Origin of the sequence: Isoptericola variabilis (assembly GCF_050311655.1) — a bacterium.
In the GTDB taxonomy this organism is placed as follows: Bacteria; Actinomycetota; Actinomycetes; order Actinomycetales; family Cellulomonadaceae; genus Isoptericola; species Isoptericola variabilis.
In genome coordinates this window covers 154,217-168,054 of the sequence record NZ_JBNOZM010000008.1, presented here as the reverse complement: position 1 = coordinate 168,054, position 13,838 = coordinate 154,217, and the positions used below count along the sequence as shown (strand labels likewise).

Here is a 13,838-nt window from a genome sequence, read left to right as displayed (position 1 = left end):
GCATGTCCCCATGGAGTCGCGACCCAAGGTCACGCCGCTGACGCGCCCGACGGCGCGCCGCAGCCACGTCCCCCCGCTCGGGGTGCACCCGACGCCGGACGGCGGCGTCGACGTCGCGGTCGCGGCGGCGCACGCGGACGCGGTGGACCTGTGTCTCATCGACGTCGTCGAGCCGCACCGCGACGTGCACGACCCGGCGCGCTACGCGGAGCGCAGGGTCCCGCTCGACGGCCCGGTGTACGGCGTCTGGCACGCCCACGTGCCGCACGTGCGGCCGGGCCAGCGGTACGGCTTCCGGACCCACGGCGCGTGGGACCCGGAGGCGGGTCACCGGCACAACCCCGCCAAGCTGCTGGTCGACCCGTACGCCCGCGGGCTGGTGGGCGACCTCACCTACGGCCCAGAGACGCTGGGTGCGGTGAGCGCACCCCTCGACCCGGACGACCCCGACTCCCCGGCGGGCCGCTCGTGGGTGGCCGAGCGCTACGGCGCCCCCGACGACCGCGACTCGCTCGCCTTCGTGCCGCACTCCGTCGTCGTCGCGTCCCACCCCGGCCCGCCGCCGCTGAGCCGACCGCGCGTGCCCTGGGCGGACACCGTGGTCTACGAGGCGCACGTCAAGGGCCTCACCGCGACCCACCCGGACGTCCCGCCGGAGCTGCGCGGCACGTACGCGGGCGTCGCGCACCCGGCGACGATCGCGCACCTGACCAGCCTGGGCGTCACGACGCTCGAGCTCCTGCCGATCCACGCGTTCGCGAGCGAGCCGCACCTCGTGGCCCGCGGGCTCACCAACTACTGGGGCTACCAGACGCTCGGGTTCTTCGCCCCGCACGCGGCGTACGCGACGCGGGCGGCGCGCGAGGCCGGCCCGGCCGCCGTCCTCGACGAGGTGCGCGGCATGGTGCACCTGCTGCACGACGCGGGTATCGAGGTGCTGCTCGACGTCGTCTACAACCACACGTGCGAGGGCGGCGACGACGCGCTGCACGTGAGCTGGCGCGGCCTCGACAACGCGGGCTACTACCTGCACGACGGCGCGTCGCCGGCCGCGCTGGCGGACGTCACCGGCACGGGGAACTCGCTCGACTTCCGCCGCCCGCGGGTGGTGCAGCTCGCCCTGGACTCGCTGCGCTACTGGGCCGAGGTGGTGGGCGTGGACGGGTTCCGCTTCGACCTGGCGGTCACCCTGGGCCGGGGCGACCACGGCTTCTCCCCCGACCACCCGTTCCTCGTGGCGCTGCAGACCGACCCGGTGCTGAACAACCTCAAGCTGGTCGCGGAGCCGTGGGACGTCGGGCCCGGCGGCTGGCAGACCGGCAACTTCCCGCCGCCCATGGCCGAGTGGAACGACCGCTTCCCGCGACGCCGCCCGCGGGTTCTGGCTCGACGCCGCGCGCGAGGGGTCGCACGGCCGGCCCATGCATGGGCTGCGCGAGCTCACCACCCGCCTGGCGGGCTCGGCCGACCTGTTCGGCCACTCGGACCCACCGCTCGCGCGCGGGCCGGTGGCGTCGGTCAACTACGTGACCGCGCACGACGGGTTCACGCTCGCCGACCTCGTCGCCTTCGACCACAAGCACAACGAGGCCAACGGCGAGGACAACCGGGACGGCTCGGACCACAACCTGTCCTGGAACCACGGCGTCGAGGGGCACGCGCCCGACGCCGAGGACGGCCAGGGCGCGGGCGACACCGCCACCGAGCCGTGGTCCGCCGTCGTGCCGCTGCGGCGGCGCTCGCAGCGCAACCTGCTGGCGACGCTGCTGCTGTCCGCCGGCACGCCGATGCTCACCGCCGGCGACGAGCTGGGCCGCACCCAGCGCGGCAACAACAACGCGTACGCCCAGGACAACCCGATCTCGTGGGTGTCCTGGGACCTCGAGGACGCGGCTCGCGACCTCCTCGACACCACCCGCTTCCTGCTCGCGCTGCGCGCCGAGCACCCCGCCGTGCGCGCCGACTCGTTCTTCCTCGGCACGCCCCGGCCCGGCGAGGACCAGACCGACCTGCTCTGGTTCGCCGCCGACGGCGCCCCGATGGACCGCGAGGCGTGGGAGACGCCCGGGCGGCGCGTGCTGCAGATGCTGCGACCCGGGCCCGACGACGGCGACGCGGCCGTGCTGCTCGTACTCAACGGCGGCCTCGACGACGCGGAGGTCACCCTGCCCGCCGCGCCCGGCGACGGAGCGTGGGAGCGGGTGTGGAGCTCTGCGTGGGACCGGCCCGAGGCCCCCGACGACGAGGCCGAGGACGCCGTGCTCGAGTCGCTGAGCGTCGAGGTCTTCCTCGGGCGATAGCTCAGAGCAGTCCGAAGTCCTCCAGGTCGAACGCCGTCGAGATCGCCCGGGCCAGGTCCTCCTCCTGGTCGTCGAGGAGGAAGCCGACCTGGCGGCCGACGTCGCTGACGAGGACCGTCTGGATGCTGTCGCAGTCGACCGCGCTGTCGTGATCAAGACCGTTGCGCGTCCCGAGGCGCACTTCCGTCGCGAGCCCTCTCGCTCTCGACTTGACCGGTGCCACCGAGACCCAGTGCCGGCGCGAACGCACGACCTCGCGAGTCAGCACCACGGCCGGTCGAGCCGTGTCGAGGCGAACCACGTGGATCGGCCGCATCAGTCGAGCTCGGGAAAGTCGCGCGCCTTCGCCCACGCCGCGAGCTCCTCGTCGACCGGCGTCTCCGCGTAGATCTGCGCGTCGCGCTCGGCGAGCTGCCGGCGCACCTCGCGGCGCAGCGCGCGCTCGACGGCGGAGGCACGGCTGCGCGTCTTCCCCTCGGCCACCTGCTGGTCCATCCACGCGACGAGCTCGTCGGGCAGGCGGACGGCGATCTGCGTCGTCATCCCAGAACGGTACCGCTCTGGGATGCACGACGTCGAGGGTGCTGCCCCTCCCCGTGCGGCCCGAGAACGCACCACCCGCTCACCCCGTTCACGCCGCGCCCCACCTCTGCCAGACTGCGCGCATGGATGCTGACGTCGTCGTCATCGGTGGAGGCCTGTCGGGGCTCGTCACGGCCACGGAGCTCACCGCCGCCGGCCGCCGGGTGGTGCTGCTCGACCAGGAGCCGGAGGCGTCGTTCGGGGGCCAGGCCTGGTGGTCGTTCGGCGGCCTGTTCCTCGTCGGCTCCCCGGAGCAGCGCGCCATGGGCGTGCACGACTCCGCCGACCTGGCGTGGTCGGACTGGCTGGGCTCGGCGCAGTTTGCGCCGGGCGCCGACCGCGGCGAGGGCCCCGACCGCCACGGCTACGCGTGGGCGCGACGCTTCGTCGAGTTCGCCGCGGGCGACCTGCGCTCGTGGCTGCACGAGAAGGGCGTGCGCTGGTTCCCGCTGGTGCAGTGGGCCGAGCGCGGCGGGTACACGGTGGGCAATGACGACGGTCGGACCGAGCACGGCAACTCCGTGCCCCGCTTCCACGTCACCTGGGGCACCGGCCCCGGGATCATCCGGCCCTTCGTGGAGGCGGCACTCGCCGCCCGCGACGCGGGCCTGCTGGACCTGCGGTTCCGCCGCCGCGTCACCGGGCTGGTCACGACCGACGGCCGCGTCACCGGGGTGCGGGCCGAGGTGCTGGCCGACCAGCCGCTCGCCGGTCTGCCGTTCGGCGGCCGCGGCGCGCCGTCGAACCGCGACGTGGTGGGCAGCGAGGAGATCGCGGCGGGCGCCGTCGTCGTCGCGACCGGCGGCATCGGCGCCAACCACGACCTGGCGCGCGCGCACTGGGACCCCGAGGCCGGCACCCTGCCCGAGCGCATGCTGTCCGGCGTCCCCGACTCGACCGACGGCCTCATGCTCGGCATCGCGGCGGACGCCGGCGCCGCCCTGGTCCACGAGGACCGGATGTGGCACTACCCGGAGGGCATCGCCAACCACTCGCCCGTCTGGACGAACCACGGCATCCGCATCCTGCCCGGCCCGTCGTCGCTGTGGCTCGACGCCGACGGCGGACGCCTGCCCGCCCCGCTGTTCCCCGGCTTCGACGCCCTCGGGGCGCTGCAGCACGTGACGCGGCGCGGCGACGACCACTCCTGGTTCGTGCTCAACAAGGCGATCATGGAGTCCGAGTTCGCCCTGTCCGGCTCGGAGCAGAACCCCGATCTCACCGGCAAGGACGTCAAGCTCCTCGCCCAGCGGGTGCTGCCGAAGGCGGTCGGGCCCGTCGCGAGGTTCGCCGCCGAGTCGCCCGAGTTCCTCTGGGCCGACACCACCGACGAGCTCGCCGCGAAGATGAACGCGCTGGTGGACGCCACCCCGGGCTCGAAGGGCCACGTGGACCCGGCCGCGCTCGCCGCCGTCGTCGCGGCGCGAGACGCGCAGGTCGCGTCCGGCCTGGGCAAGGACCCGCAGGTCGTGGCCACCCGCGCCGCCCGCGACTACCGGGTGGACAAGCTCATCCGGGTCGCGAAACCGCGGCCGCTGACGACGCCGAAGGACGGCCCGCTGCTCGCCGTCCGGCTCTCGGTGCTGACCCGCAAGACCCTCGGCGGCCTCTGGTGCGACCCGTCTGGGCGGGTGCTGCGCGCGGACGGCTCCGTGCTCGACGGGCTGTGGGCGGTGGGCGAGGCCGCCGGCTTCGGCGGCGGCGGCGTGCACGGCCACCGCGCCCTGGAGGGCACCTTCCTCGGCGGGTGCCTGCACACCGGCCGCACCACCGGCCGGGCGCTCGCCGCCGACGCCTGACGCCACCTTGCCGTCCAGGCACCGGTCACCGAGGTAGTGCCTCCCGCCCTGCGGTAGTGCCCCGCGGGCCTACCACAGGGCGGAAGGCACTACCTCGCGAGACGACGGTGGGCCGCCTCGGCGAGCGCCCCCACGATCCGTGCGACCAGCCGTCCCGGATCGGACAGGTCGTCCCACGTGACACGCAGGATGGTCCACCCCGCCTCCGTGAGCGCGTCGTGACGACGCTTCTCGGTGAGCAGCCGCTCACGTGGGTCGCCGTACTCACCACCGGAGTACTTCACCGCGCCGTCGAACTCGATTCCCACCTTGAGGTCCGGCCAGCCGGCGTCCACCCAGACGGTGCCACGCCAGGTCTCCACGGCGACGGCGAGGGACGGCACCTCGACGCCGGCCGAGTGCAGGGTCCATCGCAGCCGCGACTCCCCCACCGACTCCGACCTCGCGTCGGCGAGCTCCAGGATCCGCCGCGCCTGCCGCACCCCGGGCCTCCCGGCCGCCTCGGCAAGGACGGATGCGGCGACGCGACGGTCGGCCCCCGCGCGCAGGCCCGAGTCGGCGACGACGAGCCCGCGCTCGCCCGGCAGCCACCGGGCGCAGTCGACCATCGTGCGCTCGAGGGTCGTGACCGGGAGGCCGGTTGCCGTCGTGGTCCGGTCGCGCGCCGGGACGTCGATCGGGTGCCTGCGCAACGTGGTGCCCCGCTCCCGGCGCACCTTCGGCTTCCACGCCTGGCTGACGTGGACCTCCTCGGCAAGTCGGTAGACCCCCAGCCCGTGCAGCAGCGCTGCCGACTCGTGGCTGAAGCAGTAGTCGGTGTGCAGCGTCCGGGACGCTGCGACGATCCTGGCCAGCACGCGCTGCTCCCGCTGCAGCGCGGTCCCTGCCTCCGCTGGCGGCGGACCGGCGTACTGGCCGCGCCCCACCCGTACCAGCTCACCGCGCCGCCTTCGACGCTCGATGGTGGATCGTCGCGACTCGTCGTAGGTCACGACCGGTGGCAGGGCTCTCGGCCGTGGGACGGCGGTGTCCCGCGGCCTCGGCTGTCGCGTCGCGACGAGGGCGCTTCATCGGGCATGCCGCCAGCGTGGCAGGACCCCGACGCCGCCGGGGACGCTCTGTGGACAACGCGACCCGGTAGTGCCTCCCGTACCGCGGTAGTGCCCCGCGGGACCTACGGCAGGACGCATGGCACTACCGCGCGGAACGCGCGGCGGCTGGCTAGCGTGGAGGCCGTGACGTCTCCGCAGCCCACGCCGCACGTGCCCATCGGACGGATCCCCGTCCTGCAGCTCTCCCCCGTCGTCGAGGGAGGGCGCTGGCCGGCGAAGGCCGCGGTCGGCGAGGTGGTGCCCGTCGAGGCCACGGTGTTCCGGGAGGGGCACGACGCCGTCGGGGCCACCGCCGTCCTCCTCGCCCCGGACGGCACCGTGCACTCCACCGCGCCGATGGCCGACGTCGCACCCGGTCTGGACCGGTTCCGCGGCTTCCTCCAGCCCGACGCCCCGTCCGGCCCGGAGGGCGACTGGTCGTTCCGCGTCGAGGCGTGGTCGGACCCGTACGGCACCTGGTCCCACGACGCGGTGATCAAGTTCGACGCCGGGCAGGACGTCGACCTCGTGCTCGCGGAGGGGCGGCTGCTGTTCGAGCGGATCGTCGCGCCGGAGCTGCAGGCGACCCGCCCGTCGGCCGACGCCGCCGTCCTCGAGGCCGCGGCCCGCGAGCTGGCGGACACCACCCGCCCGCCGGAGGCCCGCCTCGCGATGGCGATGACGGCGGCGGTCAAGGACGCGCTGCGCCGCCACCCGCTGCGCGACCTCGTGACCGCGAGCGCCGCCTACCCGCTGCGCGTGAGCCGCCCGCTGGCGCTGGCGGCGAGCTGGTACGAGCTGTTCCCCCGCTCGGAGGGCGCGAAGCGCCGCAAGGACGGAACGTGGCGGTCGGGCACGTTCGCCACGGCGGCGAAGCGGCTGCCCGCGATCGCGGAGATGGGCTTCGACGTCGTCTACCTCACGCCCGTGCACCCCATCGGCACGACGTTCCGCAAGGGCCGCAACAACACCCTGGACCCGCAGCCGGGCGACCCCGGCAGCCCGTACGCGATCGGCTCCCCGGACGGCGGGCACGACGCCATCCACCCGGACCTGGGCACCGAGCAGGACTTCCGGGACTTCGTCGCCGTGGCCCGCGCGGAGGGGCTGGAGGTGGCGCTGGACCTGGCGCTGCAGTGCTCCCCCGACCACCCGTGGGTCACGGAGCACCCGGAGTGGTTCTCGGTGCGCGCGGACGGCACCATCGCGTACGCCGAGAACCCGCCCAAGAAGTACCAGGACATCTACCCGCTGAACTTCGACCGCGACCCCCAGGGCCTCGCGGCGGAGATCCTGCGGATCGTGCTGCTGTGGGTCGACCGGGGGGTGACGGCGTTCCGCGTCGACAACCCGCACACCAAGCCGCTGGACTTCTGGGAGTGGCTGCTCGCGCAGGTGCACGCCACCCACCCCGAGGTGATCTTCCTGTCGGAGGCGTTCACCCGTCCCGCGATGATGCAGACCCTGGCGCGCATCGGTTTCCACCAGTCGTACACGTACTTCACCTGGCGGAACACGAAGGAGGAGATCGAGGAGTACCTCCAGGAGGTCTCGGGGCCACAGGGCTCGGTGCTCCGCCCGTCGTTCTGGCCCACGACGCACGACATCCTGCCCCCGTACCTGCAGCACGGCGGGGTGGCGGGCTTCGCGGTGCGCGCGGTCCTGGCCGCGACGGGCTCGCCGACGTGGGGGATCTACTCCGGCTACGAGCTGGTGGAGAACGTGCCCCGCCCGGGCGTCGAGGAGCAGATCGACAACGAGAAGTACGAGTACAAGCCGCGGGACTGGTCGCGGGCCGACGTCGTCGGCGTCTCCACCCTGCTGCGCCGGCTCAACGAGATCCGGCGCGCCCACCCGGCCCTGCAGCAGCTGCGCGACCTCACGATGCACCCGACGACGAACGACCAGGTCGTCGCGTTCTCGCGGCGCGTGCGGGCCGAGCACCTGCCCGCCGCGGGTCGGCCCGGCGCCACACAGGACGACGTCGTGCTGGTCGTGCTCAACCTGGACCCGTGGACGACGCAGGAGTCCACGCTGTTCCTCGACCTGGCGGCGCTCGGGCTCACGCGGCCGGACGGCGTCGAGGACCAGCCGTTCTTCGTCGCCCACGACGAGCTGTCCGGGGCCACGTACCCGTGGGGCGCCCACCCGTACGTCCGCCTCGACCCGCGCGAGCAGGTCGCGCACGTCCTGACGATCGGGCTCGCATGACGGGCCGGACGTGAGCGGGCCCGCATGAGAGTGCCCCGATGACGCCCCAGGTGCCGCGCCCCGTCACGCGCCAGGTGCCGGTGCAGGCGCTGCCCACGCGACCGCAGCCCGCGCCGCCGCCCCTGGACAAGCCCGGCCTGTCCGAGGACCCGGAGTGGTACCGCACGGCCGTGTTCTACGAGGTCATCGTCCGGGCCTTCTCGGACACGGACGGCGCGGGCACCGGCGACCTGCGGGGCGTCACCGAGCGGCTGGACTACCTGCAGTGGCTGGGCGTGGACTGCCTGTGGCTGCCGCCCTTCTACCCGTCGCCGCTGCGGGACGGCGGGTACGACGTCGCGGACTACACGTCGATCGCGAGCCAGTACGGCACGATCGGGGACTTCACCGAGCTCATCGAGGCGGCGCACGCGCGCGGCATCCGCGTAGTGGTGGACCTCGTGATGAACCACACCAGCGACCAGCACCCGTGGTTCCAGGCGTCGCGCTCGGACCCGGAGGGCCCGTACGGCGACTTCTACGTGTGGTCGGACGACGACACCCGCTACGAGGACGCGCGCATCATCTTCGTCGACACGGAGACGTCCAACTGGACGTTCGACCCGGTACGGCGGCAGTACTTCTGGCACCGGTTCTTCCACCACCAGCCGGACCTCAACTTCGAGAACCCCCGCGTGGTGGACGCGATGCTCGACGTCGCGCGGTTCTGGCTCCAGGTCGGCGTGGACGGCTTCCGGCTCGACGCGGTGCCGTACCTGTTCGAGGCCGAGGGCACCAACTGCGAGAACCTGCCGGAGACGCACGCGTTCCTGCGCCGGGTGCGCCGCATGATCGACGACGAGTTCCCCGGCCGCATCATGCTGGCCGAGGCCAACCAGTGGCCGCAGGACGTGGTCGACTACTTCGGCACCGAGGACGAGCCCGAGTGCCACCTGTGCTTCCACTTCCCGGTGATGCCGCGCGTCTACTACGCCATGCGGGACCAGCGCGCCCGGCCCCTGCTCGAGATCCTCGCCGACACGCCGGACATCCCCGCCCCCGGCGGGCAGTGGTCGACGTTCCTGCGCAACCACGACGAGCTCACCCTCGAGATGGTCTCCACCGAGGAGCGGGCGGCGATGTACGGGTGGTTCGCACCCGACCCGCGCATGCGCGCCAACATCGGCATCCGCCGCCGTCTGGCGCCGCTGCTCGACAACTCGCGCAAGGAGGTGGAGCTGGCGCACGCGCTGCTGCTCAGCCTCCCGGGCAGCCCGTGCCTGTACTACGGCGACGAGATCGGCATGGGCGACAACATCTGGCTGCCCGACCGGGACGCCGTGCGCACCCCCATGCAGTGGACGCCCGACCGCAACGCCGGCTTCTCCACCGCCGACCCCGGCAAGCTGTACCTGCCGCTCGTGCAGTCGCTGGTGCACCACTACCAGCACGTCAACGTCGAGGCGCAGCTCGCGCAGCCGTCGTCGCTGCTGCACTGGGTGCACGGGATGCTCGCCGTGCGGCGCCTGCACCCCGCGTTCGGCACCGGGGCGTTCGCGCCGCTCGAGGCCGACGACGAGGCCGTGATCGCCTTCACCCGGACCTCGGCGGACGAGACGCTGCTCGTGGCGGCGAACCTGTCCGCGACGGCGCGCTCGTCCGTCGTGCGGGTGCCCGGACGGGCCGGCTGGTCGCTCACCGACCTGTTCGGCGGCGCCCGGTTCCCCGACGTCGGCCCGGACGGCACCGTCACGATGACGTGGGGGTCGCGCGACTTCTACTGGCTGCTCCTCACGCCGCCGGACGGCACGACGACGCGCGGCGCGACCACGGGCGGCGCGACCACGGGCGGCGCGACCACGGGCGGCGAGCGGGCATGACCGCCGTGCGGCCGGCCGCGGACGTCCCCGACCCGAGCGTCCGGGAGCTTCTCGCGGCCTGGCTGCCCGGCCGGCGGTGGTTCCCCGCGGGCGGCGTGAGCGCCGCGGGCGTCCGCGTCGAGCCGTGGCTCGCGGTGACGTTCGACGACGACGCCCCGCACGGCAGCGGCGCCGGCGACGGCGACGGCGACCGTGCCGACGTCGTCGTCCTCCTCGTCCGGCTGCGCGGCCCCGGCGTGCCGGGCGGCGAGGTGGTCGCGCAGGTGCCGCTGGTGCTCACGGCCCCGGCGGCGCGCGGCCCGGGGTTCGTCGCCGAGGTGCGCACCGCCGCGGGCGACGTCGCCGTGCACGACGGCGGCGCGCACCCCGCCTGCTGGCTCGCCCTGCTGCGCGCGGGCGGCGTGGGCGACGGCGTGCCGGACGACGTGCTCGTCGCCGGCGGCCAGGTCGTGGCGGGCGAGCAGTCGAACACGAGCGTCGTGCTGCCGGGGGTGCCGTCGCCGGACGGCACCGGCGGGATGCTCAAGATCCTGCGCACCGTGACCCCCGGACCGCACCCCGACGTCGTCGTCCCCCGCGCCCTGACCCGTGCCGGCTGGGACGGCGTGCCGCGCTTCCTCGGCGCCCTGCAGGTGGCCACCGCGCCCGGCACGTCCACCGCCCTCGCCGTCGTCAGCGAGCTGGTGCCGCGGGCCCGCGACGGGTTCGAGCTGGCGTGCGAGCACGCCGGCCGCGGCGAGTCGTTCGCGCACCTCGCGGCGGACCTCGGGCGCGTCGTGGCGGAGCTGCACTCGGTGCTGCGCCAGGCGATGCCGCCCGGCCCCCTGCTCGACCCGGCGACGTTCGTCGGGGGCCTGCGCGACCGGGCGGCGCTCGCCGTCGCCGAGGCGCCCGGCCTGGCCGCGCGCGCCCCCGCGATCGACGCGCTCCTCGACGACCTCCAGGCCCGGCTGCCCCGGCTGCGCCTGCAGACCGTGCACGGCGACCTGCACCTGGGCCAGGCCCTGCACGGCGAGACCGGGTGGAAGCTCCTCGACTTCGAGGGCGAGCCGCAGCGGCCCGCCGCCGAGCGCACGGCGCCCGACCTCCCGCTGCGCGACGTCGCGGGCATGGTCCGCTCGTTCGCGTACGCCGCCGCCGTCGGCGGGGCGCCCGACCCGTGGTGGGAGGCGGAGTCCGTGCACGCCTTCCTCGCCCGCTACCGCCAGTCGGCCGACACCTCCGCCGCCGTCACCGGGCTGACCACCCGCCGCCCGCCCGAGCTCGACCCGCCCACCGCCGACGCCGTCCTCGCCGCCCTCGTGCTGGACAAGGCGCTCTACGAGGTGGTCTACGAGACCCGGCAACGGCCGACCTGGGTGCACATCCCGTTGTCGGCCGTCGACCGCGTGCTCACCCGGCCGCGCTGACCTCGCCGAGCAGGTCGTTCGCCGTGCGCACGGCGGCGGCGAACGCCTCCGGGTCGCCGGCTGCGGGCGAGGCGATCCGGAGCGTCACGCTCTGGCCCGCACGCAGCGTCACCAGCCCGGAGTCGACGCGCGCGTCCGGGTCCACGACGTCGGCGTGGCAGAAGACGTCGCGCGCCAGCGACGTGGCGGTGACCCGCAGCTCGCAGCCCGCGTCGACGGCCGACGCCTCGATCCGCAACGGCTGCGGATCGAGGTGCTGGTCCACGACCTCGGCCCCGTACCTCAGGGCAGGGGCGACACCGGCGTCCGGGTCGTCGGCGGTGGCGACGAGCACCTCGGTCGCCGCGTCGACGAACGTCGCGACGTCGGCGGGCACCGTCACGGTCGCGGCACCCCGCGCGGGCGCGTCGACCTCGACGGTCGCCTTGGCCAGGACCGACCCGTCGAACCCCTCGCGCGTCACGGTCCAGGTCCCGGCGAGACGGTCACCGGTGTCGTTGACGACGACGAGCGCGACGGTGTCGGGCTCCGGCTCCAGCCCTTCCCACGCGGCGGCACGCGCTGCCTCGGACGCGCGGGGCTGGAGGGTCGCCAGCCGCGGCGCGTACGCGGCGCGCAGCGCGTGCCACAGCGGCTTGCGGTGCTCGTCGTGATCGACCGCCGCCCACGAGACCACAGGCCAGTTGTCGTTGAGCTGCCACATGATCGCACCCGTGTTGTGCGGGGTGAGCGACCGGACATGCTCGATGCCGAACCGCACGGCGTGCGCCTGGTTGAGCTGCGTCGTCCAGTGCCAGTCCCGGATCGACGCCGGGTCGGGCAGATGACCCTGCCAGCCGCGCTCGAGCTTGGCGTTGCCCAGGTGTGCCTTCTGGTGCACGAGCATCTGGTGGCCGAACGGGTCGAGCGGCTCGTCGTGGACCACGCGCGTGAGCGTCGACCAGGCGGGCGGCCCCTGGAAGCCGAACTCCGACAGGAACCGCGGCTTGTAGCGGGCGTAGACGGAGTAGTCCTCCCGGTTCCAGACGTCCCAGATGTGCATGGTCCCGTAGCGCTCGTCGTTCGGGTGGCGGTAGTCGCCGAACGAGTACGGGCTCGCCGGCGAGTACGGGCGCGTGGGGTCCAGCTCCGCGAGGACGCCGGGCAGCAGCTCGCGGTAGTACAGGTCGCCCCACGGGCGGCCGCCGAGCCGGCCGGCCCAGCCCCAGTCCACCGAGCCCCACGTGTTCTCGTTGTTGCCGTTCCAGATGACGAGCGACGGGTGGGGGCTCAGCCGTGTGACGTTCTCGCGCGCCTCGGCCTCCACCTCGGCACGCATCGGCTCGTCCTCGCTGTAGGCGGCGCAGGCGAACGGGAAGTCCTGCCACATCAGCAGGCCCCGCTCGTCGGCGAGGTCGTACAGGTCGTCGGACTCGTAGATGCCGCCGCCCCACACCCGCAGCAGGTTGACGTTCGCCTCGAGGGCGTCGTCGACCCGGCGCGCGTACCGGTCGCGGTCGATCTCCGTGAGGAACGCGTGGTCGGGGATCCAGTTCGCCCCACGGACGAGCACCGTCTCGCCGTTGACCTTGAGCAGGAACGGCGCCCCGGCCTCGTCCGCGGTCGTGTCCAGCTCCACCGTGCGGAACCCGACGCGCCCCGCCCAGCGGGCGTCGTCGGCCGTGACCTCGACGTCGTACAGCGGCTGGTCCCCGTGACCGACCGGCCACCAACGCCGCACGCCGGGCACCTCGACGGTCACCGTGCCCTCCGTCCGCCCCGCCGGCACGCTGCCCGTGGCCACGAGCTCCTCGCCGTCCGGCCCGGTGAGGGCCACGCGCAGCGGGACCTCGCCGTCGGCCGCCACCCCGTCGCGCTCGATCTCGACGTGCGCGACCAGGACGCCGTCGTGCGCGCCGTCGGACCCTGCCACGACGTCGACCAGCGGTCGCACCGCGGCGATGCGCACCCCGGACCAGGAGTCGAGGCCGATCGGCTTCCAGATGCCCGCGCCGGCGACGTCGATCCCCCAGTCCCAGCCGAAGGAGCAGGCCATCTTCCGCAGCTGGTTGTACTCGTGGTGGTTGGTCGAGGGCAGCACCCCGTCGCGCTCGGCGCGGGCCAGCGCCTCGGGCACGGGCGCGGCGAACGTGACGACCAGGGAGTTGTCGCCCGTGCGGAGCGCGCCGCGGGCGTCCCACCGGAAGGCCCGGAACATGTTCTCGGTGCGCCCGAGCTCGGTCCCGTTGAGCTCCACGGTCGCCACCGTGTCGAGGCCGAGCGCGACGAGGTCGTGCCGCGCCGCGTCGCCCGGCTGCCACTCGAACGTCGTCGCGTACCGCCACGACGTGTCGCCGATCCACTGCTGCGCCGCCTCGTTGTCGCCGTCGAACGGCGCGTCGATCAGCCCTTCGCGGTGCAGGTCGAGGTGCGCCTCGCCGGGTACGACGGCCGGGACGCCGGCGGCGAGCACCGTCGCCGCGTGCTCCGGTGCGTCGGCCGCCGGCTCCGCGGCGGTGAGACGCCACCCCTGGTGCAGGGCGCGGAAGGTCGAGGGGAGGTACGTCATGGAGAGGAGTCCTTCGTGGTTCGCAGGGAGGGCGCGGTC

8 protein-coding genes and 1 pseudogene are annotated in these 13,838 nt (G+C 74.3%); 5 read left to right on the top strand and 4 right to left on the bottom strand.

From position 1 onward, the window contains the following. The first annotated feature begins 10 nt into the window (after positions 1-10). Positions 11-2,300 (top strand): annotated as a pseudogene (gene glgX, locus ACQP60_RS17525) (glycogen debranching protein GlgX). A 1-nt stretch (position 2,301) separates the two neighbouring features. Here the strand turns inward: glgX and ACQP60_RS17520 are convergent. Both ACQP60_RS17520 and ACQP60_RS17515 read right to left on the bottom strand, forming a co-directional pair. Beyond that, positions 2,302-2,652, bottom strand: a complete 351-nt coding sequence (locus tag ACQP60_RS17520) for a type II toxin-antitoxin system PemK/MazF family toxin (protein WP_429735219.1) — start codon at positions 2,650-2,652, stop codon at positions 2,302-2,304. Then, positions 2,616-2,843 carry a ribbon-helix-helix domain-containing protein gene (locus ACQP60_RS17515; protein WP_429735217.1) on the bottom strand — a complete coding sequence of 76 codons (228 nt, stop codon included), beginning with the start codon at positions 2,841-2,843 and terminating at the stop codon, positions 2,616-2,618. The genes ACQP60_RS17520 and ACQP60_RS17515 overlap by 37 nt, the downstream gene beginning before the upstream one ends. Before the next feature lie 122 nt (positions 2,844-2,965). Here ACQP60_RS17515 and ACQP60_RS17510 point away from each other — a divergent pair, with 122 nt between their 5' ends. Further along, a complete protein-coding gene (locus tag ACQP60_RS17510) occupies positions 2,966-4,681 on the top strand; it encodes an FAD-binding dehydrogenase (RefSeq protein ID WP_429735215.1) in 1,716 nt (571 codons plus the stop codon). A gap of 89 nt (positions 4,682-4,770) precedes the next feature. Here ACQP60_RS17510 and ACQP60_RS17505 read toward each other — a convergent pair whose 3' ends face one another. Next, a complete protein-coding gene (locus ACQP60_RS17505; RefSeq protein WP_429735213.1) occupies positions 4,771-5,538 on the bottom strand; it encodes a type IV toxin-antitoxin system AbiEi family antitoxin in 768 nt (255 codons plus the stop codon). Positions 5,539-5,907: 369 nt separating this feature from the next. Here ACQP60_RS17505 and ACQP60_RS17500 point away from each other — a divergent pair, with 369 nt between their 5' ends. Genes ACQP60_RS17500 through ACQP60_RS17490 form a run of 3 tightly spaced genes read left to right on the top strand, consistent with a single transcriptional unit; the run spans position 5,908 to position 11,251 of the window. After that, positions 5,908-7,983: an alpha-1,4-glucan--maltose-1-phosphate maltosyltransferase gene (locus tag ACQP60_RS17500; protein ID WP_429735211.1), complete on the top strand. Its 2,076-nt coding sequence runs from the start codon at positions 5,908-5,910 to the stop codon at positions 7,981-7,983. Positions 7,984-8,021: 38 nt separating this feature from the next. Next, positions 8,022-9,842: a maltose alpha-D-glucosyltransferase gene (treS, locus tag ACQP60_RS17495; RefSeq protein ID WP_429735209.1), complete on the top strand. Its 1,821-nt coding sequence runs from the start codon at positions 8,022-8,024 to the stop codon at positions 9,840-9,842. After that, the gene (locus ACQP60_RS17490; RefSeq protein ID WP_429735207.1) at positions 9,839-11,251 is read left to right on the top strand and encodes a phosphotransferase; all 1,413 of its coding nucleotides are present in this window, start codon (positions 9,839-9,841) and stop codon (positions 11,249-11,251) included. Before treS ends, ACQP60_RS17490 begins: the two co-directional genes overlap by 4 nt. Here the strand turns inward: ACQP60_RS17490 and ACQP60_RS17485 are convergent. Further along, complete coding sequence (locus ACQP60_RS17485; protein WP_429735204.1) at positions 11,235-13,799, bottom strand: glycoside hydrolase family 2 protein; 2,565 nt, start codon at positions 13,797-13,799, stop codon at positions 11,235-11,237. The two genes, ACQP60_RS17490 and ACQP60_RS17485, sit on opposite strands and share 17 nt — an antisense overlap. Positions 13,800-13,838: the final 39 nt, after the last annotated feature.